Below are 21871 nucleotides of genomic sequence, written 5' to 3'. Positions count from 1 at the left end.
CGGCCCTCGGCCCTTTTGCCTGCAAGCGCGCCGCGTCGCCGCGAAACTTGACTCATCTGCCAACATTCGGCGCCGTCAAGCAAGCTAGGCGTCCTGCGCGGCCTCGTCCGGGTCGCCGTCGTCCGGGATGCTGAGCTCGAGCCGGGCGAGCAGCATCTCATCGCCGCTCACGAGCCGCGTGTGCCAGTCGCCGCAGGCGCCGCAGATAAGCCGATTCGGCGTTGCATCGGTCTCGGCGCCGCAGGTGACGCAGTGCACGCGCACCGGTGCGGGCTCGATCTCCAGCACGGCATGCTCGGCGACGGTGCCGGCGGCGGAGAGCGGAAAGGCGTTGCGCAACAGCGGACCTTCCACGCCGGACAGCGGGCCGATGCGCAGCAGGATGCGCTCCACGCGGTCGGCGCCGTGGTCTTGAGCGATGCGCTGCACCTGGTCGAGCAGCGACTGGCACACCGCGAGCTCATGCATGGGCTGGTCTCGCATGGGCCGCGCCCCGCGCGCGCGGCGCGGCGACGAGGGTCGTTGCTCGGGACGGGGGATGGACGGGGGCGGCAACGAGGCGGCCCACCGAAACGGCTCTGGTCATGCGGGATGGAGATCAATGCGGCCGGGCGAAACGCGAGACGTTAGCGGCGCCGTTCACGCCCGGCACTGACGGCGGTCAACTTTCGCCGTGGTGCAGACCATCCTGCGGCGGCGGCGCGTCGATGGCGCAGGTCCCGTCCTGACAGCGGCGCCGGAAGCGCCAGTCCGCGAACCGCGCATAACCCCAGTCCAGCGGACCCGTGAGACGCAGCGCGGTGACGACCGTCGCGAGCAGCCGATAGCCCGGCAGCCGCCGCCAGATGGCGACGAAGGCCGGCACCCCGCGGATCATCCGGCCGGTGGCGTCCTGCACATGGAGCCGACGCATGGCCGTCGCGGGGTCAAGCCCCGCGGCGGCGAGCATCTCCGGTGCCGTCGTGATGTCCACCCAGTGGATACGCTTGCCGCCGTCGAGACGGCGATAGTGGGCGATTTCGCGGCTGCACAGCGGGCAGCCGCCGTCGTAGAAGGTGGTCAGCTCGGTCATGGGTTCTTCCGGTTCTCGTGTGTGGCTGGAGCCCGCGCACCGGTGCCATCGGCGGGAGGCGTCTTTGCGTGCAGATGGGGCCACTTTCACGACGACACGGCGCTTGGGCGCAGAAGGGCGGCAGGCTTGAGGGAGCCTTTCTCGGCACTCGGCACTCGGCCCTCGGCCCTCGGTAGAGCTCCGCCCTCAATCGCTATCCAGCGGCTCCACCGCGGCGCCGAGCGCGAAGCAGCCGGAGACGACGACGGCCGCGGTGATGCCGCCGTGGCCGCGCATGGCGTTATAGCCGCCGGGGCCGAGCTCCTGCTCCATGCGCGAGCAGGGGTGGGCGAGGCCGGTCATTTCGAGCACCGCGTCGCCGATGCGAAAGCGCCGGTCCTTGAGCGCCAGCAGGTTGAGTCCGCCGACCACCAGATTGCGCCGCAGCCGTGCCGGCGCGATGGGCGGCTCCCCGAGCAGCGCCCCGAGCGCGGCCAGATGCTCGGCCTGGATCAGCGTGACCTGGCGCTTGCGCCGGCCGACCTGGCGCCGGCCCGCCGCCGCCGCAGCAGCATAGTGGTCGCCTTCGAGCCCGAGCCCGGCGACGGCTTGCGCCTCGGTCAGTGCCGTCAGCGGGGCCAGGCGCGCGGGCCGGATGCCGATCCAGTCCACCCGGCCGGCGTGCCGGAAACGGCCCAACAGGTCCGGTAGATCAAGCTCGGTCACGCGCGCTCCGTCCCGTCGGGCGAGAGTTAAGTGTCACGCCGACTCGGCGCTTGGCTGCAGAACTGGCCAAGGGCCGAGGGAGTCTTCCTCGGCCCTCAGCCCTCCCCCCTTCCCCCTTGCTATATTGCGTTCTGACTCCGCCGCGCAACCGCGGCAGCGACACGGATTCTCGACACCGCCATGCGACCCCCTCGCGCCACCGCCGCGGCGCTCGCCGCCGCGCTCTTTGCCGCCCTGCTTGCCGCCCTGCTGCTCGGCGGCTGCTCCGGCATGCGGCTCGCTTACAACACCGCGGACTTCCTTATCGAGCGCTATGCCGACGATTACCTCGGCCTCGACCGCGCGCAGATGGCGCGCTGGTCGCCGGAGCTGGACGCGGCCCTCGCCCGCCATCGCCAAGAGGAGCTGCCCTATCTCGCGGCCTTCTTCGACACGATGCAGAACGACGCGCGTAAGGGCTTCACCCGTGCGGACGTGGACTGCTTGCTGGATCAGTTCGAGACCATCTACCAGCGCCACTTCCGGCTGGCGGCGGCCACCGCGGCGCCGCTGCTCGCCGATCTCGACAACGCGCAGATCAACGCCCTGGAGCGCACCTTTCGCGAGGACGCCCAAGACGACGCCGAGGATGCCGCTCGGCCCGTGTCGGTGCGCGTGGACAAGCGCGTGGAGCGCTACGCCGACAACATGCAATGGTGGGTCGGTGAGCTCTCGGAGCGCCAGCGCGGCATCGTCCGCGACGTGGTCAGCGGCCTGCCCGAGAGCGCCGACTGGTACGCCTACCGCGACCGCAAGCGTGGCGAGCTGATCCGGCTGCTGCGCAGCGGCGCGTCGGCCCCGCGCATCGAGGCGTTTCTGAACGCCTGGCTCGTGGACTACGCCGACATGCCCGCGGGGCTGCGCCGCGATCGCACCGAGCTGCGCGGCGACATCGCGGACCTGATCCTGCGCCTGTCCGAGAGCTTCTCCGCGGAGCAGCGCCGGCGGCTCATCGACCGCGCCGCGGGGCTGCGCAACGACTTTATGACCCTGCAGCCTGATGCGCGCATGGCGCCGGTGGGCTGCCGGTGAGCGCCGCCGCCGCGCTGGCCGAGCGCGTCCGCGGCGCCCTGCGCGGCGCCGCGACCCTGCTGCCGCTGCGGCTCCTGTTGCTGCTTGCGCTTGCGGCCGTCGTGCTGCACCTGTTCGGCCTGCTGCGGCTGCCGTTTCCGCCGTTCACGACGCTTGGGCAAATCTACGTGGACAGCCCGGAGGTCTATACGCGCGAGCGCCTCGTCAACGACCGCTATGACCAGGACTTCTGGCTGCGCGAGCAACTGCGCCTGCTCGACGCCGCGGAGGCGCGCGACCTGCTGACCACCCGCGCCGAGCGCGACGTGCAGGTACGCATCGCCGACGACGGCAGCGACGCCGCCGCCGCGGCGGTGCCGGTAGCGCCGCCGGGGCTTACCTTCGAGCAGCGCTTCGAGCTGGTGTCCGGCATTCGCGACCGCATCCGCCAGCAGATGCTGGAGAACATGCTCGATGACCGCCACGATCTCACGGGCAACTCGGTGTTCGGACTCAAGTTCGATACCACCGTGATCCCGGGGTGGAACACCCGCGATCGCGCCTTCGTCAGTGTCGTGCTGCGCCCGGACGCGCTCTTCGTGCCGGCGGACGCGCCGGCCGATGCAGACACCGGTGCCGCCGCGCTGCCACGGCATCTGCGCATCCATGCCGAGCGCGCATGCCTCGCGAACCAGGCCGCTGACGCCTGCGGCGAGCGCATGTCGGGGGCCGAGCAGCGCCGCCACGACAAGCAGCTCGCCCACTACGACGCCTGGCTCACGGACATCGCCAAGCGGCTCAACCTGACCGAAGACTCCTTGTTCGAGAGCCTCTACACCCGCGGCGACCTCGGCTGCCCCAGCCCCGCCGAGGAGACCGCGGCGACGGCCGCCGACGCAGCACAGTTGCGGGCCGAGGGCTTCGCCTTCTATGACGAGCTCACCCGGCGCACGCTGCGCGCGGTGCTGGGCCTGCCGGAGGAGCGCTTCCTCATCCACAACAAGCCGCAGGCGACCCTGGACGCCTACCAGGCGGCCGCGGACCGCGCCGACCCGCTGTTCGACGACACGTTGCCGGTGCGGCTCCCCCAGCCCTGGGCGCGTTACCTGCAAATCCGCCGCCGGCCGGTAGCGCTGCCCGGCGAGCGGCCCTGTGCGTATCGGGTCTGGTTCGAGGTGCACCCGGTGTATGAGAGCTTCGTCGCGCGGCCCATCGACCCCGCCGCGCCGCCGCCCCGGGGCGCAGCAGGGCAGCCCGTCCCCATCGGCGAGACCAAGCACGGCACCTGGCAGCTCCTGGTCCAGCCTTGGTCGATGAACGACCGCGGCTCCTTTCTGACCTCGCCGCGACCCCTGTACACGCCGCCGGCCGACCTCATCGCGCTGATCCGCGACCAGGGCGGCGCGACCGCGGCGGCCGGGGACGTCGGCTTGTCGATGCTGCCGTCGGGGTTCTTCAACTTCGTGGAAAGCATGGCGGGGCTCGACGCCTATGCCTATGCCGTGTTCCCGAAGAACGACGTGCAGGGCCAGCAGTTCGACAGCAATCTGCGCGGCGGCGCCGGCGCCCGGGGCGGCATGCTGGCCGTCGCCGACCGCCTGGTCGGCACGCGCACCGTGCCGGTGCTCGTGGGCTTCGGCGATGGGCAGCCCGCCGATGGCGACCCGGCGGGCCACGCCGTGCGCTTCGGCTGGGTGGTGTCCGCCGAGGGCAACATGCAGCCGAGCTTAAAGACGCAGCTCGCGCTGGTGTCCGTGCCGGCATGGGCGGACGCGCTGCACCTTACGATCACCACCGGCTGGCTCAACGGGGCGGGCAGGGCGCGGGCGGCATCCGACCCCTTCGAGATGGACGTCACCGTGCCGCCGGACTTCTCGGCCTTCGATTCCATCTTTCGCGACGACGCCTGGGTGACGCGCGGCCCGCGGGTGCAGGACGACAGCATGGACCCGCGCCTGTACGTCATCGCCGGGCAGCCGACGCGCATCCTGATCCCGGGCTCGCGGCTGTGGCGCAGCGCAACCGTGACGCTGGGTGCACAGCGGGCGGACCGCATCCGCGTGCTGCCGAACATGGAGGGCATCATCGCCGAGTTCCTGAGCGTCGATCTGCCCTACGCCCAGCCGGCCGCGGACGCCGACGCGGAGGCGCATTGCACGCTCGAATCGCCGAAGCTCAAGGACATGCGCACGCGCCCGGTGCGCGTTCGGGTCTGGACCAGCGAGGGCGTGGACGACGCGGCCCGGCCGGTGTGCGTGATCTACGACCCGGAGGCGCAGATCCGGGTGCCGGTCACGGCCGCGACCGAGACCCGAGCGCCGCCGCCGACGCCGCCGACAGCGCCCGAGGCAGACGCTGCAACCCAGCCGCAGAGCCCGGCGACCGACGCCGACGCCAAGGTCACCGCGCCGGACTGAGCGCGCCGTCCATACCCGTCAACCGCGGACGTTCGGTTACGAGTAGCGCTCTGTGCCCCGGTGCATTGAGGCACTGGAACGGCGGAGACTCGGCAGCGGAGCACTTGCTCGACCGTAGTTGAACCGGGCCGGGCCGGGGCCGGAGAGCCGACCTCCCGGTCGGCTCCCGCTCGCGACATCGGTGCATCCCGCTCTGTCGCTCTGTCGCCGTGTTGACCTGGAGGTCAACACTCCAGTCAACACTCCAGTCACCACACGCCAGTCACCACACGTCAGCGGATGGTCGTGCCCCTGACACCGCCATTGCCGCCGGGGCAGATGCAGGTGGAGCCCACGGGCTGGGGCACTTCGAGCTTGCAGATGCCGTTCTCGGTGGCGCAGCGCGCGCCGTACTCTTGCTGGGCGATGAGGTCGTAGACCGCCGGCTCCGCCGCCGCGCGCTCGGCGGTCTGCCGGCTCGCGGCGACGCGGCTCGACACCGCGCTGTCAGCCTGCACGGCGGCCGGGGCGAAGGCGGTGCCCGCAAGCGCCGCGGCATCCGCCTCGCGCACGGCGGCGCTGCTTGCGATGGCCGCGATGGTGGGTGCCGGCGCCAGCGCCGGCACGGGGAGCGCCGACGCCGCCTGCTCCACCGGCGGGTGCTGCTGCGGTGCGAGCGACGCGGTGCCGTAACCCACTGCGAATGCGATGCCCGCAATCAAAAAATAGCTGACTTTCATGCTGCTGCGTTCGAGTGGTAGGAAACTGCTTGAAAAGTCTAGCACAGCACCGGCGACCCGCCGGGTGCGGCTGCCGTGAGCGTCAGAAGGGCCGCGACAGCCGCCAGCGCTGGTAGCTGGGCTCGTCGAGATAGGCCTTGCTGCCGACGTAGTTCATCACGTTGCGCAGACGATAGAAGCCGACGACGGAGTCCACGCGCACCAGCTCACGCCCGTGCTCATCGAAGAACAGCAGCGATGGCGTGTAAAAGAGCCCGAGCTGCTTCGCCCATTCCCGCGCGGTGGTGCGCTCGCCGGACGGCGTGACGACGGGCGCGTCGGACCAGATGTCGAGCTGCACGCTGTCAAACTGCTCGAACTCGCGCTGGAGCAGGAGCTCCTGCAGTGCCTCGCCGTGCAGCACGTCGCAGGCGTGGCAGTCGCCCTGCTCGAAGAAGACCACCAGCGGGCGCTCGCTCGGCAGGCGGCTGCGGTCGAGGTTGTGCGGCGGCGGCTCGAAGAAGTCCTGGTCGTTGAGGTCGCCGGCGTCGAACACCATGCGGTTTTCGCCGCGGGCCAGGTAGTCGCGGAAGGTCTCGCGCTTGTAGTGGTCGTCGGCGACGTATTCGAGCGCGGCGCGGAACTGGTACGGCGGGTAGTAGCCGCGCAGGCGCAGCGCCTCGGCGCCGGTCTCGTCGTAGAACACGAGCGACGGCGTGAAGTTGGTTTCTTCCCGCAGCGCAAAGTCGCGCTCCGTCAGCACCTCGCCCTGGATGTCCGTGACCTCGGCGACGCCCCAGATGTCGATGGGGACGATATCGAAATGCTCGCGGGTGTATTGCTCGATGTCCGGCGCGCCGAAGTTCACGTCCATCAGTTGGTGGCAGTAGGCGCAGCGGAGCTGGCCGAAGTACACGACCAGATCCTTGCCGGCGGCGACGGCCTTGGCATGGTCCGCCGGCAGGTCCAGGAAGGGCTCCTTAAACCAGTCCGGGTAGTCGAGCGGCGTGTCGCGCGGGGAGTCGTCGAAGGAGATCGCGTCCTCGGCGACGGCCAGCGCGGCAGCGCTGGCGAGTGCGAGCAGAGCGGCTGCGAGCACGTGGGACGCGATGGCCGGGAGGCGGCGGGTTCGGCACCCTGGGGCGCAGTTCATCAATGGTCCTCCGGTGATGCTGACGTCGGGCGGCCCGGCTGCATCGGCGGCGGGCGCTCCGCTGTTGTGGTCTGGTGTCCGATGGCGCGGCCTAGCACTCAGCCCAGCGCTCAGCCGAGCGTTCCGCCCGCCGCGCGCTCCGCTGCCAGAAAGCGCTGCACCAAAAACAGGGCTGCGACGGACCTGGCCTCGGTGAAGTCCGCCCGTGCGAGCAGCCCGTCGCTGTCCGCGAGCGGCCAGGGCACGACCTCGATGGGCTCCGGCTCGTCGCCCGGCAGCGGGTCCGGGTGCAGGCCGCGGGCGAGCACGATCTGCGTGCCGTGCTGGATGTAGCCGGGCACGAGACTGACCCGCCGGACGATGCGAAGCTCCCGAGCGGCAAGGCCCAGCTCCTCGCGCAGCTCGCGGCCGGCGGCGGCGAGCATGTCCTCGCCTTCATCGACGACGCCCTTCGGGAAGCCGAGCTGGTAGTCGTCGCTGCCGGCGGCGTACTCGCGTGCCAGCAGCAGGCGGTCGTCGGCGTCGAGCGGCACGATCATCACCGAGTCCCGCCCGCCCAGAATGCGCTCGTAGGTGCGGTGCTCGCCATTCGTGAACTCCAGATCCAGCGCTTCGACGCGGAAGATCTTGGACTGTGCGACGAGGCGTCGGGCGAGGATGCGGGGCTTTTGCTTCATCGGCTGGTCATCGTGGCTATGCTGCCGCGCGGCGGCGTCCGGTATTCTGCGCGCCATTGGGTCCTCCACCAAGGCTTGCGATCATGTCTTCGACCATTACAGACCAAGGCGGTGCCTGCGTGCCGCCGGTGCTCGACTGGGACGCCATCGACAGCGTCTTTCTGGACATGGACGGCACTTTGCTTGATCTCTACTACGACAACCACTTCTGGCTGGAGCACGTGCCGAAGCGCTATGCCGAGAAGCAGGGCCTGAGCCACGGCGACGCCCGGGACGCGCTGCTGCCCCGGTATCGGCGCATCCAGGGCACCTTGGAGTGGTACTGCATCGACCACTGGAGCCGCGAGCTCGGGCTCGACATCGCGCTGCTAAAGGCGGAGGTGGAGCATCTGATCGCGGTGCATCCGTATGTCATCGATTTCCTGGAGGCGCTCGCGGCGCGCGGCAAGCGCCGCGTGCTGGTGACCAACGCGCATCAGAAGTCCGTTGAGCTCAAGCTCGGCCGCACCAAGCTCGGCGGTCACCTGGAGCGGGTCATCTGCGCGCACGATCTGAGCCTGCCGAAGGAGGCGCCGGGGTTCTGGGCGCGGGTGGCGGACATCGAGCCCTTCGATCCGGAGCGCACGCTGTTTGTGGACGACAACCTGGACGTGCTGCGGGCCGCCCGCGACTACGGCTTTCGCTGGCTGCTGGCCGTGAGCGCGCCGGACTCGCGCCAGCCGCAGCGCGACGTGGCGGAGTTTCCCACGGTGGCGCGCTTCAACACGCTGCTGCCGGGTTTGCGCTGCTAGCCCCGGCGCTGGCTGGCGCTCACTCCGCGGGCGCGGCTGCCGCGGCCGGCTTGCGCCGACGCCGGCGGCGTTTGGGCTTGTCGGTGGGTTGTTCGCTTGTCGGCGCATCCGGCGCGTGCTCGGGCTTGGCGGCCGGCGGCTCCGGCCGGGGCGCGCTCACCGCGCCGGCGTCGCGGCTGCGGTGCGGTCCGCCGCTCCTGCCGCGGGGCGGTGGGCCGTCGCGCCTGTGGCCGTGCCCGGATCGGTCGCCGCGCCCCTCGCCGCGCTCGTCCCGGGGCCGGCGCGGTGCCGGTACGCGGCTGCGGGGGTCCACCTCGGCGAAGGCCTCGGCATTGAGCTCGCCCACCGGGATCTTCATGCCGATGTAGGCCTCAATGTCCGGCAGGCAGAAGGCGTAGGTCTCGCAGACGAAGCTGATGGCATCGCCCGCCTCGCCGGCGCGGGCGGTGCGGCCGATGCGGTGGACGTAGTCCTCGGCATCGTCCGGCAGGTCGTAGTTGATGACGTGGGACACGCCCGGGATGTGCAGGCCGCGGGCGGCGACATCGGTGGCGACCATCACCGGCAGCTCGCCGTCCTTGAACTGCGCCAGGAGCTTGAGGCGCTTTTTCTGCGGCACGTCGCCGGAGAGCATCGCGGCCTTGATGCCGTTGCCCTCCAGATAGCCCCAGACGCGCTCGCCCTCGCGCTTGGTGTTGACGAAGACCATGATGCGGCCGTCCTCGATGCGGCGCGCGAGGCCGATCAGGAGCGGGATCTTCTCGTCGTTCGCGACCATGTAGCAGGTCTGCTGCACCCGGTCGGCGGTGACCTGCTCCGGGGCGATCTCCACCATTTGTGGGTCGTTCATGTGCTCGTAGGCGAGCTCTGTGACCCGGTAGGACAGCGTAGCCGAGAACAGCATCCCCAAGCGCTCGGCCGGGCTGGGCATGCGCCGCAGCACGAAGCGGATGTCCTTGATGAAGCCGAGATCGAACATCCGGTCCGCCTCGTCGAGCACCACCACCTGCACCGACGCGAAGTCGAACACGCCTTGCTTGTAGTAGTCGATGAGGCGCCCCGGCGTGCCGATCAGGAAATCTACCCCCGCCGCCACCTCGTCGCGCTGCTCCTGATAGCCCGTGCCGCCGTAGACGAGCCCGAACTTAAAGCCGGTGTGGCTGCCGATCAGCTCGGCGTCCTTGTGGATCTGCACCGCCAGCTCGCGCGTCGGTGCCAGGATGACGACGCGCGGCTGCGGCGGGCCGCGGCGGGGCTCCAGCGGGTGCGTGAGCAGGTGCTGCATCGCGGCGACCAGAAAGGCCGCTGTCTTGCCCGTGCCGGTCTGCGCCTGGCCCGCGACATCTTGTCCGTTCAGGGCGAGCGGCAGGGTCTGCGCCTGGATCGGCGTGCAATACTGGAAGCCTGCGTCGGCAAGCCCCTGGAGGATGCGTGGGTCGATGTCGAAGCTGTCGAACGGGACGTCGGTGAGATGGGTCTGAGGCATGGAATCCTGCGGCGGCGCGGGGCTCCCGTGCACGGCGCGCGTGGCGCTTTGGCGCGGCGCTGCGGCCGGCGGGGCAGGGAGGGGTTGCAAATCTCGATCTCTTTGGCTCAAATAGCATCTTAACCTTTGGGGCGATAACAACGCCAATCCGCCCGACTCCCCCCTTATCGTGCAGCGACACCGCGCCACACCCGCCGCGTAAGGCAGGCGCTGCTTGTGACTGCACCCCCGGCTGGCGCTCGCCGCCGACGCCGGCATTCCCTCTCACCCACGCGGAGACAGTACAGACGTGACCGACCGCATCCTTCACGTAACGGACGAAACCTTTGAAGAGCAGGTGCTGCAGTCGTCTGAGCCCGTCCTGGTGGACTACTGGGCCGACTGGTGCGCTCCCTGCAAGATGATCGCGCCGCTGCTCGACGAGATCGCCAACGACTACGCCGGCAAGCTCAAGATCGCGAAAATCGACATCGACAAGAACCGCGGTGTGACCGAGCGCTACAAGGTCCGCGGCATTCCGACGTTGATGTTGTTCAAGGGCGGCGAGCCCGAGGCGACGAAGGTCGGCGCGGTGTCCAAGTCGCAGCTGACCATCTTTCTCGACAGCAATCTCTGATTCCGGCCTCGTCGCCGCCCCGTCGCGACGCGACGCCATGACGCTGCCACCCAAGCACCAGCGGGTGCGGCGACGCAAGCAGACCCCGGAACGCCCGCCCTCGCCACGGGCGGCCGGCAGTACCACCCGACAACCCCCGCCAGCGCCGGCTCATCGGCAGCCACGCACCTCGGCAGCGCAGCCCGATTGCGCTGAATCCGCGCCATCCAGGCGCCGGCCCGCCGGCGGCAACACCGCCACCACGCAGAACACAATGAATCTGACTGAACTCAAGAAGATGCCGGTTCCACAATTGGTGGAGCTTGCCCAGTCCATGGAGATCGAGGGCATCGGCCGCTCGCGCAAGCAGGATCTGATCTTCGCCATCCTGAAGGCGCAGGCAAAGCGCGGCGAGGACATCTCCGGCGACGGCGTGCTGGAGATCCTGTCCGACGGCTTTGGCTTCCTGCGCTCCGCGGATGCGTCCTACCTCGCGGGGCCGGACGACATCTACGTCTCGCCGAGCCAGATCCGCCGCTTCGCGCTGCGTACCGGCGACACCATCAGCGGCAAGATCCGCCCGCCGAAGGACGGCGAGCGCTACTTCGCGCTGCTCAAGGTCGGCGACATCAACTACGACCGCCCGGAAGCGGCGAAGAACAAGATCCTGTTCGAGAACTTCACGCCGCTGTTCCCGCAGAAGCGCTTGAAGCTCGAGATCGGCAACGGCAGCACCGAGGACCTCACCGCGCGCATCATCGATCTGGTCGCGCCCATCGGCAAGGGCCAGCGCGGGCTCATCGTGTCGCCGCCGAAGGCCGGCAAGACCATGATGCTGCAGAACGTCGCGCAGTCCATCGCCTACAACCATCCGGACGTGTACCTCATCGTGCTGCTCATCGACGAGCGCCCGGAAGAGGTCACCGAAATGGCCCGCTCCGTGCGCGGCGAGGTGGTGTCGTCGACCTTCGACGAGCCGGCAACGCGCCACGTCCAGGTGGCCGAGATGGTCATCGAGAAGGCCAAGCGGCTGGTGGAGCACAACCGCGATGTCGTGATCCTGCTGGACAGCATCACCCGGCTCGCGCGGGCGTACAACACCGTCGTGCCGTCCTCGGGCAAGGTGCTCACCGGCGGTGTGGACGCCAACGCGCTGCAACGCCCGAAGCGCTTCTTCGGCGCTGCACGCAACGTGGAAGAGGGCGGCTCGCTGACCATCGTCGCGACGGCGCTGGTGGAGACCGGCTCGCGCATGGACGACGTCATCTACGAGGAGTTCAAGGGCACCGGCAACATGGAGATCCACCTGGACCGGCGCATTGCCGAGAAGCGGATCTTCCCATCCATCAACATCAACCGCTCCGGCACCCGCCGCGAGGAGCTTTTGATGGCGCCCGCGGACCTGCAAAAGATGTGGATCCTGCGCAAGATCCTGCACCCCATGGACGAGCTCGCCGCGGTGGAATTCCTGCTCGACAAGCTCAAGCACACCAAGACCAACGGCGAGTTCTTCGACTCGATGAAGGGCTAGACGAGCGCAGGGCTAAACGAGCAGGCCCGCTCGGCCGCGTGCCCGCGGTCGCGCAGCTCCCGGAACCATGTCACCGCCTCAAGCAAGGATCGCCGCCGCCCTGTCCCTGGGGACGCTGCTCCTCGCCGCCGTGCTGCTGGCAAGTCAGCTCATCCTCGACTTAAGGCGCGTGCAGCAGCTCGAAACCGACCTCGCCGAGCTGCACGACGTGCGCTACGGCCTGCTCAACGCGAGCCTCTGGGTCGAGCGCCTGTCCGGGTTGCTCGCGCGCAAGATCGACACCTTCGAGCTCACCGACGAGAATCGCCCGGCGCTCAAGCGCAACATCGAGATCGCGCTCGATCGCATCCTGGTGGAGGTCGAGCGCTACCTGCGCCAGCGCAACGCCGGCGGCGGCAACTTCTGGGAACGACTCGGCGGGGCCTTCCGCCAGGGCGTGCAGGACTTTCTGGTGGACTTCACGGAGCTACGCGCGCAGGTGCCGGCCTACGCGGAGGCGATTCTCGATGAGTTCGAGCGGCCCGAGGCCCGTGCCCAGCTCAAGGCGCAGCTCTTGGCCGCGGTCGATGGCGCGGCGGCGGCCACCTTCACGGCGACGGACTTCTCGGCCTACCGTGCGGTGCTCGCGCGCCACGGCTGCGCGGATGCCGCCGCCTGCGAGCCCGGGCTGCGCGCGGAGGCCGATGCGTTGCAGGCCCGCGCCCGCAGCTTTTCCGCGGGCGTGCTCTTGGCCGTCGCCGGCATGTTCCTGGTGGCCTGGCGCGAGCGCCCGCACTTACAGCCCGAGGTCATGGCCATGCTCACCGCGGGCGCGCTGGTGCTGCTCGCGGGCGGTGTCGTCACGCCGATGATCGATGTCGAGGCGCGCATCTCGGAGCTGCGCTTCATGCTGCTCGGCGAGCCCATCGTGTTCACGGATCAGGTGCTCTATTTCCAGTCCAAGAGCATCCTGGATGTCGTGCGCGTGCTCGTGGAGACCCGCGCCTGGGACATGATCCTCGTCGCCGTGCTGATCACGCTGTTCAGCCTGGTGTTCCCGTCGTTCAAGGTGCTCGCGGGCTTCGTCTACTACCTCGACTGGCGCGGGCTGCGTACCAACTGCTTCGTGTACTTCTTTGCGCTGCGCTCCGGCAAGTGGTCCATGGCGGACGTGCTCGTCGTCGCCATGCTGATGGCCTATGTCGGCTTCAGCGGTCTGGTCGAGAGCCAAGTGGCCGCCATGGCCGGCAGCGGGCGCGGGGTCGATGTCATCACCACCAACGGCACCGCGTTGCAGCTCGGCTTCTATCTGTTCCTCGCCTTCGTACTCGCGAGCCTGGTGCTGTCGTCGCTGCTGGAGGCGCGGGTCGGCAAGCGGGTGAGCTGACGGGCGCGTGCCCGGCGCTCAGCGCAGCGGCGAGTCGTCCGCGTACACCGAGGCGGCCGAGCGCAGCCGTTCGGCCACCAGCGTGCGCAGCTCCGACGGGGCAACGACCTCCACGTCCGGCCCGAACTTCAGGATGTCCCGCAGCAGCTCCCGCGGGTCCGAATAGGGCACCTGCAGCTCGTAGCGCGCCCCCGCCCAGAGCCCGATCTGGTCCGGGTGCCAGACCTCGTCTGCGACCCAGCGCGAGGCCTCGGCGCTGAACCGCAGCACCGCCCAGGCGGTGGCGCTGCCGGAAAAGATGCCGAAGCTGCCGCCCAAGAAGCGCTCAAGGGCCTTGCGCTCGACCTCGGGGCGAGGCGCCGCGTGGTGCTCGGCGCGGTCGATCCGGTCGAGCGAGAAGATGCGAAGCCCTTGCGCCCGCTCGCAATACGCGGCGAGGTACCAGTTGTCCCGGTAGCGGATCAGGCGTTGCGGATGGATCACGCGCTCGGTGACCTCGTCGCGGATGCGGGCACGGTAGCGGATCAGGAGCGCGCGCCCCTCCAGCAGCGCGCCGGCGATGGTGCCGAAGCGCTCCGGATGCGTGGTGCGCGTCGCCATCGGCTGCAGCAGGATGCTGTCGGCGACGGCCCGGGCGCTGTGGCCGCTTTGCGCCAAGAGGTCGCGGATGCGCCGGCGCAGCGGGCCGATGTAGGGCGCGAGCAGGCCCGGTTGCATCTGGTCAAGCATCTGCCCGGTGGCGAGCAGCGCGCAGAGCTCGCTCTCGTTGAGCCAGAAGCCCGGCAGCTCGAAGCGCCCCGCATCGGCCGCATAGCGGTAGACGTTGTCGGTGCGGTGGTACTCGATGGGCGCCTGCATGAAGTCCTTCAGATAGCTCAGATCGCGCACGACGGTCGCGCGCGATGACTCCAGCGCGTCCTGCAATTGCTGCAGCGAGTGGGGCTTGGCCTTCAGCAGGGCGTCGATGCGATAGAGGCGCTCGGCGCGGTTCATGTCAGCGGACCAGCCGCGCCGCCTGCCGCAGCACCTCGATGTCGGCGCCCGCGCAATGCGCCTGCTCGCTCAAGCAGCGACGCCAGCGCCGCGCACCCGGGCGGGCGTGGAAAAGGCCGAGGATGTGCCGGGTCATGCTGTTGAGCGGCACGCCGTCGGCGAGGTTCCGCTCCACGTAGGGCAGGAAGCGATCAAGCACCTCATGCGGCGTCGGCGGTGGGCTCGGGTCGCCGTAGATGACCCGGTCGGCGTCGGCCAGCAGCCATGGCGACTGGTAGGCGGCGCGCCCGATCATGGCCCCGTCGAGTCGGTCCAGGAAGCCCGCCGCCTGCGCCAAGGACTTGATGCCGCCGTTGATGACCATGGGCAGGGCGGGGAAGTCCTGTTTCAGCCGCAGCACCACGTCGTAGCGCAGCGGCGGCACGTCGCGGTTCTCGCGCGGGCTCAAGCCCGCCAGCCAGGCCTTGCGCGCGTGCACGATGAGCGCATCGCAGCCCGCCGCGACGACGGCGCGGGTAAAGGCGACCAGCTCCTCATAGCTGTCGCGCTCGTCCACGCCGATGCGGGTCTTGACCGTGATGGGCACCGCCACGGCGGCCTGCATCGCCGCGACGCAGTCCGCGACCAGCTCCGGCTCCGCCATCAGGCAGGCGCCGAAGCGCCCCTGCTGCACCCGGTCCGACGGGCAGCCGACGTTGATGTTGATCTCATCGAAGCCGGCGTCGGCACCGAGGCGCGCGCAGCGTGCCATCTCCGCCGGATCGGACCCGCCGAGCTGCAACGCGACGGGGTGCTCCGCCGGGTCGTAGCGCAGAAAGCGCGCCGTGTCGCCGTGAATCAGCGCACCCGTGGTCACCATCTCCGTGTAGAGCAGCGTATGCCGGCTCAACAGGCGCGCGAAGAACCGGTAGTGGCGGTCCGTCCAGTCCATCATGGGGGCGACACAGAGGCGACGGTCTGACCTCGATAGCGAGCTGCGCTCTAAGATGCTGTTTATCATGCCGTCTTGGTAAAAGTACGCACATCCAAGGACGCTAAAGGAAGATGCAAGAATAACCGGAACACTGGTCAATCCGATCAGCGCAGCGGAACCCGACGTTGGCCATCGCTATCGAAATCGAAATCGAAATCGCTATCGAAATCGAGGATGAGCGACACACTAGCGAGGCAGAGCCTCAGACCGACCAGGGCACGGGGTGTCGTCTCGTGTCGCCCGCAGGTTGCCGCAAGTGAACCAAAGGGCCAAGGGCCGAGGAGGGCTCCCTCGGCCCTTTTGCCTGCAAGCGTCGGGTCGTCGTGAAACTTGACCCATCTGCAAGCATTTGGCGCCGTCAAGCAATCCAGGTGTCTCTCACGCGACGTCGCTTGAACCTGATGCGATTAGGGACAGAATCCCGATCCCGATCCCGATCCCGATCCCGATCCCGATCCCGATCCCGATCCCGATCCCGACTAAGGGGCGGCTGACCGGGAGCGTCGGAGACGGGAGTGCCCTAGTCGCCCTAGTCGCCCTGGTTGCCAAGCTCCAGCTTGGCAACCCCGGCCTGGGAAGCTCCAGCTTCCCGTCTCGCAGCCTCGTGCTTGCAGGCGTCAGGCCGGGCCTCCCCCTCGACGATCAACCGCTCCCCGCCGGCATGGCTCCGAGCACTGGACCTGCGCCGGAGAGTACGGGGAATCGCTGCCCGGGGCCTGGCCCGACGGCGGGTGTCGGCCATGGCAACGGCGGCCCAGGCTCCCGGCAACGCGACTCCGGGCGCCGCGGGGCGGGAGCGCCGGCATCTTGCCGGCACTGGGTTCCCCGCATTGCCCCCCGCGTCCGCTCAGGCCGGGCGGCCGGCCAGTAGCGCTTGCATGCCCGGCCGCCCTTCACGCAGCGCCCGCCGGAACCGCATGCGAAAGGCGCGTGACGAGAGATTCTCCAGCGTGCCGCCGGCCTCGAAATGCTCCATCAGGACCTTGCCGGTGGCATAGCTCACCAGCCCCGCCAGCGTGGACAGCGTGGCGGCGGCGCCGAGCGCGCCGAAGCCGGGCCAGAGCTTCAGCGCGGACAGGCCGAGACCCGTCGCCAGCACCGGCAGTGCGCCCGTCACCACCGACGCGGCGATGCCCCGGTAGAACGGGTCGAAGGGTAGGCCGTAATGGTCCGCCAGGCGGCCGATGAGATTGAACTGGAGATTGAACAGCAGGATGCCGTCGATGAGCGGCAGCGGTGCCATGCTCAGGGTGCTGCCGAGGATGACATAGTCGCGGATGATGCTCTCCGCCTCGGCGCGGGTGCGGCGCGACTCCGCCACGGCCAGGCGCACGTCCGGGCTCAGGGCATGGTCGGCGCCGATGTCGGGCGCCTCGGGCGCCTCGGGCTCAGTCGGTCCAGTCACGGCGCAACCTCCGGTAGGCCTTGCGGATCTGATCGGTGCGCCGGGCGGCCTCGGCCAGCGCCTCGGGCGCGGGGTCGCGGTGGGCGAGCTTGTCCGGATGATGGCGGCTCAGCAGCCTGCGGTAGGCGCGCGTCACCTCGTCGCGGGATGCATTGGTCGTCACGCCCAGAATGCGCGCTGCCTCCCCTTTGGACAGCCCGCCGTCGGCAGCCGGCGTCCGGGAACGTTGCGCCCGCCAAGCGGCCTCGAAGCGCCCCAGCCGGCGGGGCGTGACGCCGAGCCGGGCGGCGATGTCACGCAGCAGTGCCCGCGCCGGTGCGGCCGCGTCGAGGTCGTCCACCAGCGGCATCAGGGTGGCGATGAAGCCGAGCGCAATGTCCGGCCGGCGCTGGAAGCTGCGGCGGAATTGGCTCAGCACCGCCGACAGTGGAAAGTCCGCCCGCTGCCCGTCGCGGAACAGCGCCTGCGCCCGCGCGCGCGCGGCGGCATCCAGTTCCTCGTCCGCGAGCAGGCCTTCCAGCACCGCGGCGCGTTGCGCCGGCGCCAGCTCGGCGGTGCGCACCAGCGCCCCGGCGACGCTGAACAGGGCCGTGCGCCGCCGCCAGATGCGCCGCTCGCGCTGGCCGGGGTCGCGCACCGGCGCATAGGCGCGGATCAGCCCGGCCAGATCCCGGTCCAACTGGTGGCCGACGCCCACCGCGGCGAAGGCCGCGATGGGCCCGCCGATGAGCCCAGCCAGGCCGCCGGCGAAGAGCTTGCCCCACCAGAGCATGGGTGAGTCAAGCCGCTGCGGCGGCTGCGGGGCTCGGTGCCGGCGCCACGTCGATCGGGCGTCGCGACAACAGCCCGGGCAGCAAGCGCAGCAACAGCCCCATGGACAGGCCGCCACCTAAGCCCAGCACCAGCGCCGCACCCGCGCCCAGCAACTGCACCGGCAGGGCCTCGGCCACCGGCACGAACAGGAAGCCGTCCGGCCCCACCAGTGCCGGTGCCAGGGCCGCGGCGAGGCCGGCGATGGCGAAGCCCGCCGCCAGCTCCCGGGCGGGATCAGCGCCCTGCAAGGCGCGCGCGAGCAACCCGTGCAGCAGCCCCACCAGGGCACCGAAGATGAGCGGTACGGCCATTCCCGACGCCGCCGCCGCGGGCGCGGCGATGATGCCCGCCAGCAGCGCGGCCGGCAGGGCGTCCAGCCGCCCGGCCCCGCCGCGCAGCAGCGCGTTGAACAGCGCCGCGACCACGAGTGCCCCCGCCGCGGCGGCCCAGCTCGCCAGCACCAGCGCGGTGGCGGCGTCGGGCGCCGCGGCGACCTGCGGCTCCAGCCAGCCGATCCAGATGAGCAGCACCGCGACCACCAGGAGCGCGGGCTCGCGACCGGGGCCGTCGGCAGCTTGGTCCCGCGAGCGTCCGACGCCGGCGCGGCCGAGGCCGAAGGCGAGCCCCAGCGCCGCGCCGCCGCCCACCAGCGCGGTGCCGACCACGGCGCCGCTGTCGGTGAAGCCGAGCGCGGCGAGCCAGCCGGCGGCGGCACCGCTCCAATGGCCGAACAGCGGCAGCAGCAGCGCGCCGACGGCGAGGCCCACCAGCAGACCGCCGACGGCCGTGAGGCGTGTGCCGACGGTCACCGCCGCCAGCACGGCCATGGCCGCCACCAACGGAAGCTGTGCGAGCAGCGGCGCGGCGACGGCGGGCGGCGGGGCGTCGGGCGACAGCGCGAAGAGCTCCGGCAGAAAGGCCAAAGGCGTGCCCATGATGCCGCCCAGGCTGGCGCCATCGCGAATGCCGATGCCCACCAGCACGAAGCCGAGCACCGCACCCACCAGCGCAAGCAGCAGGCCGCCCGGCGGTGCACCGGCCGGTGCCGCTGCCGGGGCGCTCGTGCGCGAGCGCGCCATGGGGTAGAGCAGGATCCCCGCCGGCAGCAGCAGCCCGAGCGCAAAGGGCAGCAACGACACGTCGGCGTCGCCGCGCTCATCCGCGGTCTCGGGGGCGCCGGCGGCTTCCGGTTGCCCCGCCGCCGGCTCGGCCAGCGCCGCCTGAACGCTGCGCTCCGTGCGTTGAATCTGCACCTGCAGGGCCATCATCGACTGCTGGTTGTCGTCGATCCCCATCAGCGTCTCGTAGAGCTTCACCGAGTTGTCCTCGATGCGTGCCTCGTGCGCTTCCAGCAGGTCTTGGGCCTGCTCCAACTGCTTGGAGAGGGAGTCGAGCCGCAGCGAGATGGGATCCATGCGCTTCATCTCGGCGTCGAGGCGCTCGGACTGCCCGGCGATCGCCGCGCGGTTCTGCGCCGTCTGCTCCTGCAGCGTCTTGATGCCCTGATCCATGCCGTTAAGCTGCTGTCGCAGCGTCGCCAGGACCTCCTCGGGCGACGGCTCGGCGGACTCCGCGGACTCCGCGCCAGCGCTCGGATCATCTTCGGGTGCCTGCGCGAGGCCGACCGGCACGGGCAGCAGGGCCGCCAGCAGCACCCAAATGGCCAACCGCCGCCCCCGCATCGGCGCCTGGCACCGTGTGTACGGGCGAGACGCGGGCTGCGTTGAAGCCGAACCTGTCATTGCGCCTGCTCCCGGCCGCGCGCCTTCTTCGGCGGCGGATCTGCGGCGAGCACGAACAGGAAACCAAACAGCGGCGTGAACAGGATTGAGGACCAGAGATAGCCCCAATAGCCCCATTTGCGCCGGCGCCCGAGAAGGGCCACCAGCACCGCGGCGGTGAGGTAGACAGCAACGATCAGGAGGACATGGTAGTTGGGCATGATGGCGGTTGTCGTCAGTCGTTGGCGGCGGCCCCGGCGGCCCCGGCGGCCGGCGCGGCGGCATCAGCGCCGGCGGCGGTTGGTGCGGTTTGCGCGGGGGTCAACAAAGCGGGCTCGATGGCGCGGGAGACTAAGCTCAGCAACCTGGGATCGGGCCGAATGCCCAGCTCCGCAAAGGCGTCGAGGTCCGCACTCACCGCCGGCAGGTTGGTCAGTTGGCGATTGAGCGCGCTCACCCGCAAGCCCTTGAGCACCCCGTTGAAGCGCAGCGCCACTTGCGGGTCGTCGAGGTCGACCCCGGACGCCACCAGCGCCAGGGTCAGGCCCAGGTCGGTGTCCAGGGATTGCGCCAGCGCAAAGGCCGGCACGCCGAAGCTGCGCAGGGTGCGGTTCAGGCGCCGCACCAGCCCCGGGCGGAGGCCGGAATCCGGCACCACGAGCATCGCATCGGTGTCGCGCGCCAGGCGCGTCCAGCAGCGCACGGCGGCCTGCTCGACGGGATTATCCGCGGAAATCCCCGCCCGTTCCCGCCGGGTCAGCTCGATGGCGTTCAGCGGCTCCGCAGCGTGCGCGTCCGGCGCCGGCAGCTCGCAGATGTCCACGGTGAAGCCACGCGCGTCCGCCAGGGTGCGCGCGAGCCCGACCGCGGCGCCGCCGGCGCTCGTCCGCGGTACCACCAGACCCAGTCGCTCGAAGCCCAGGATCTCGTGCGCGAGCGTGAGCCAGATGCGGTTGCGCTCGGCGGTGCTGAGCCGGGCGCTGGTCATTGCCTGGAGATCCGGCTCGGCGTCAGGGGCCGCGGCCGTCGCGCGCTCGGCGTCGGCGGCGGGCGGCGGCTCGGCGGCGACAGGGCTCGGCGCCGCGTTGCCGGCGGCCTCGGGTGCTGTGGCCACGTCGGGCATCGCCCCGGGGGCCGGTGCGGGCGTCTGCACCTGCTGGGCCTGCTCCCGGGCCATCTCCTGGCGCGCGGCGCGGAAGCTGGCGAGCCGGTAGGGCGCCGTGACGCCGGGCAGCGGCCACCAGCGGTCGAAGCGCAGCACCCGAAACTCGAACAGCTTGCCGTAGACATTGCCCTGCGGATCATGGGCGAAGATGCCCGTGACGCCGGCCCGCGGCGGCGCGTAGCGGGCCGTGGTGGCGAGCACCCGGGGCTCGGTGCTGCCGGCGGTGCGGACGATGTCCGCGAACAGCCGCGCCGTGTCGTAGCCCTGGGCGGCGGACTGGTCCGGCGCAACGTCGTAGGCCGCGCGGAAGGCGGCGACGAAGGCGCGGTTGCGCGGTCCGGGCGTGTGGACGTCGTAGACGCCGGGCGCCACGGTACGGTCGCCGGCGTCCCCGGCAAGCTCCTCGTAGCGGCCGTACGCGAGCCGATCGGAGCCGAATACCGGCTGTACAAAGCCGAGCTCGCGCAGTTGACGCACCAGGCGGGCGCCGGAGAGATGCTCGGTGGAGAGATAAACGGCGTCGAAATCGACGCCATTGAGCTGCCCGAGCAGGCCACGGTAATTGGTCTCCGCGGCGAAGAAGGACGCGCCGAAGACGATGCGCAGGCCCCGCGCCCTCGCCTCGTCTTCGAACAGGAAGGCCAGCTCGCGCGCATAGTCGTCGCGGCTGTGCAGCACGGCGATGCGTGCATGGCCGAACAGCTTCGCGACGCTGGCTGTCTGCGCCGCCATGGCGGCATTGTCCGGCAAGGTGCGCAGCACGAAGTCGAAGCCGTGCCGGGTGAGCTGCTCGGCAGTGGCGAACGATGGCATGAACAGCACGCTCGCGCGCTCGTAGATCACCGACAGCGGCACCGCCAGCTCGGAGGTCCGGTGCCCGAGCACCGCCGAAACGCGGGGGTCCTGCGCGGCGGCGATGGCCGAGCGGCGCGCCTGGCGCAGGTCGGCGCCGCCCGGGAAGCGGCGGATCTGCACCGGCCGCCCGAGCAGCCCGCCGCCGGCGTTGATCTCCCGCACGGCCAGTTCGATGCCCTGCACGAAGCTGGGCCCGAGCGGGTCCTCCACCGCGGCGATGACGACGGGGCCGACGCCGGCACGCGCATAGGCCGCGCGCGCGTCGCCCATGCCGGTGTACTCGCGGCCGCAGCCCGTCAGCGCGAGTGCTGCGCACAGCAGCGCCAGAACGCCGGCGCGCGCCGCGGGATAGGCGCGGCGCTCGGCGCGCGCGCCCGCTGTGACGGCCCGGTCGCGCGCAAGCAC

Annotated in this window: 20 protein-coding genes; 6 read left to right on the top strand and 14 right to left on the bottom strand. The window is 70.5% G+C overall.

All coding sequences use genetic code 11. The features are described 5' to 3' along the window. Positions 1-84 precede the first annotated feature (84 nt). The 3 genes from ML01_RS01270 to ML01_RS01260 form a co-directional block, all read right to left on the bottom strand. The gene (locus tag ML01_RS01270) at positions 85-468 is read right to left on the bottom strand and encodes a hydrogenase maturation nickel metallochaperone HypA (protein ID WP_058553563.1); all 384 of its coding nucleotides are present in this window, start codon (positions 466-468) and stop codon (positions 85-87) included. 193 nt (positions 469-661) lie between these two features. Continuing rightward, a complete protein-coding gene (locus tag ML01_RS01265) occupies positions 662-1072 on the bottom strand; it encodes a thiol-disulfide oxidoreductase DCC family protein (protein WP_058553562.1) in 411 nt (136 codons plus the stop codon). Positions 1073-1258: 186 nt separating this feature from the next. Then, positions 1259-1777 (bottom strand): MOSC domain-containing protein, encoded by a 519-nt coding sequence (locus ML01_RS01260; protein WP_058553561.1) that lies wholly within the window; start codon positions 1775-1777, stop codon positions 1259-1261. 180 nt (positions 1778-1957) lie between these two features. On the opposite strand from ML01_RS01260, the gene ML01_RS01255 reads away from it, so the two are divergent. Both ML01_RS01255 and ML01_RS01250 read left to right on the top strand, forming a co-directional pair. After that, positions 1958-2848 (top strand): DUF6279 family lipoprotein, encoded by an 891-nt coding sequence (locus ML01_RS01255; RefSeq protein WP_058553560.1) that lies wholly within the window; start codon positions 1958-1960, stop codon positions 2846-2848. Beyond that, the gene (locus ML01_RS01250; RefSeq protein ID WP_058553559.1) at positions 2845-5244 is read left to right on the top strand and encodes a hypothetical protein; all 2400 of its coding nucleotides are present in this window, start codon (positions 2845-2847) and stop codon (positions 5242-5244) included. Before ML01_RS01255 ends, ML01_RS01250 begins: the two co-directional genes overlap by 4 nt. A 272-nt stretch (positions 5245-5516) precedes the next feature. Here the strand turns inward: ML01_RS01250 and ML01_RS01245 are convergent, their stop codons facing one another. The 3 genes from ML01_RS01245 to nudE all read right to left on the bottom strand — a co-directional run bounded on the left by ML01_RS01245 (position 5517) and on the right by nudE (position 7772). After that, positions 5517-5963 carry a hypothetical protein gene (locus ML01_RS01245; RefSeq protein WP_058553558.1) on the bottom strand — a complete coding sequence of 149 codons (447 nt, stop codon included), beginning with the start codon at positions 5961-5963 and terminating at the stop codon, positions 5517-5519. 82 nt (positions 5964-6045) lie between these two features. Next, positions 6046-7095 carry a thioredoxin fold domain-containing protein gene (locus tag ML01_RS01240; protein WP_058553557.1) on the bottom strand — a complete coding sequence of 350 codons (1050 nt, stop codon included), beginning with the start codon at positions 7093-7095 and terminating at the stop codon, positions 6046-6048. Between the two features lie 110 nt (positions 7096-7205). Beyond that, positions 7206-7772 carry an ADP compounds hydrolase NudE gene (gene nudE, locus ML01_RS01235; RefSeq protein ID WP_058553602.1) on the bottom strand — a complete coding sequence of 189 codons (567 nt, stop codon included), beginning with the start codon at positions 7770-7772 and terminating at the stop codon, positions 7206-7208. A gap of 83 nt (positions 7773-7855) precedes the next feature. Between nudE and yrfG the strand changes: the two genes are divergently transcribed. Continuing rightward, positions 7856-8563, top strand: coding sequence for a GMP/IMP nucleotidase (gene yrfG / locus ML01_RS01230; RefSeq protein ID WP_058553556.1), 708 nt, complete (start codon positions 7856-7858; stop codon positions 8561-8563). A 19-nt stretch (positions 8564-8582) separates the two neighbouring features. Here the strand turns inward: yrfG and rhlB are convergent, their stop codons facing one another. Then, positions 8583-10049 carry an ATP-dependent RNA helicase RhlB gene (rhlB, locus tag ML01_RS01225; protein WP_058553555.1) on the bottom strand — a complete coding sequence of 489 codons (1467 nt, stop codon included), beginning with the start codon at positions 10047-10049 and terminating at the stop codon, positions 8583-8585. A gap of 289 nt (positions 10050-10338) precedes the next feature. On the opposite strand from rhlB, the gene trxA reads away from it, so the two are divergent. The 3 genes from trxA to ML01_RS01210 all read left to right on the top strand — a co-directional run bounded on the left by trxA (position 10339) and on the right by ML01_RS01210 (position 13541). Then, complete coding sequence (gene trxA, locus ML01_RS01220; RefSeq protein WP_058553554.1) at positions 10339-10665, top strand: thioredoxin TrxA; 327 nt, start codon at positions 10339-10341, stop codon at positions 10663-10665. A 253-nt stretch (positions 10666-10918) separates the two neighbouring features. After that, entirely contained in the window at positions 10919-12175 is a 1257-nt protein-coding gene (rho, locus tag ML01_RS01215) for a transcription termination factor Rho (protein WP_058553553.1), read from the top strand. Positions 12176-12242: 67 nt separating this feature from the next. Beyond that, positions 12243-13541, top strand: coding sequence for a paraquat-inducible protein A (locus ML01_RS01210; protein ID WP_058553552.1), 1299 nt, complete (start codon positions 12243-12245; stop codon positions 13539-13541). An 18-nt stretch (positions 13542-13559) separates the two neighbouring features. Here the strand turns inward: ML01_RS01210 and ML01_RS01205 are convergent, their stop codons facing one another. The 7 genes from ML01_RS01205 to ML01_RS01175 all read right to left on the bottom strand — a co-directional run bounded on the left by ML01_RS01205 (position 13560) and on the right by ML01_RS01175 (position 21871). Continuing rightward, a complete protein-coding gene (locus ML01_RS01205) occupies positions 13560-14534 on the bottom strand; it encodes a YafY family protein (RefSeq protein ID WP_058553551.1) in 975 nt (324 codons plus the stop codon). Position 14535: 1 nt separating this feature from the next. Next, a complete protein-coding gene (gene dusA / locus ML01_RS01200; protein WP_082673830.1) occupies positions 14536-15534 on the bottom strand; it encodes a tRNA dihydrouridine(20/20a) synthase DusA in 999 nt (332 codons plus the stop codon). Between the two features lie 820 nt (positions 15535-16354). Next, the gene (locus tag ML01_RS01195; RefSeq protein ID WP_058553549.1) at positions 16355-16912 is read right to left on the bottom strand and encodes a DUF697 domain-containing protein; all 558 of its coding nucleotides are present in this window, start codon (positions 16910-16912) and stop codon (positions 16355-16357) included. Continuing rightward, a complete protein-coding gene (locus ML01_RS01190; RefSeq protein ID WP_058553548.1) occupies positions 16896-17684 on the bottom strand; it encodes a DnaJ domain-containing protein in 789 nt (262 codons plus the stop codon). Before ML01_RS01190 ends, ML01_RS01195 begins: the two co-directional genes overlap by 17 nt. A gap of 7 nt (positions 17685-17691) precedes the next feature. Then, positions 17692-19392 carry a hypothetical protein gene (locus ML01_RS01185; RefSeq protein ID WP_058553547.1) on the bottom strand — a complete coding sequence of 567 codons (1701 nt, stop codon included), beginning with the start codon at positions 19390-19392 and terminating at the stop codon, positions 17692-17694. Between the two features lie 71 nt (positions 19393-19463). Next, a complete protein-coding gene (locus tag ML01_RS01180; protein ID WP_156427491.1) occupies positions 19464-19667 on the bottom strand; it encodes a hypothetical protein in 204 nt (67 codons plus the stop codon). 14 nt (positions 19668-19681) lie between these two features. Next, a complete protein-coding gene (locus ML01_RS01175; protein WP_058553546.1) occupies positions 19682-21871 on the bottom strand; it encodes an ABC transporter substrate-binding protein in 2190 nt (729 codons plus the stop codon).

The sequence above is a fragment of the Thiohalocapsa sp. ML1 genome, from assembly GCF_001469165.1.
Classification (GTDB): domain Bacteria; phylum Pseudomonadota; class Gammaproteobacteria; order Chromatiales; family Chromatiaceae; genus Thiohalocapsa.
This window is presented reverse-complemented; position numbering and strand designations above follow the sequence as displayed.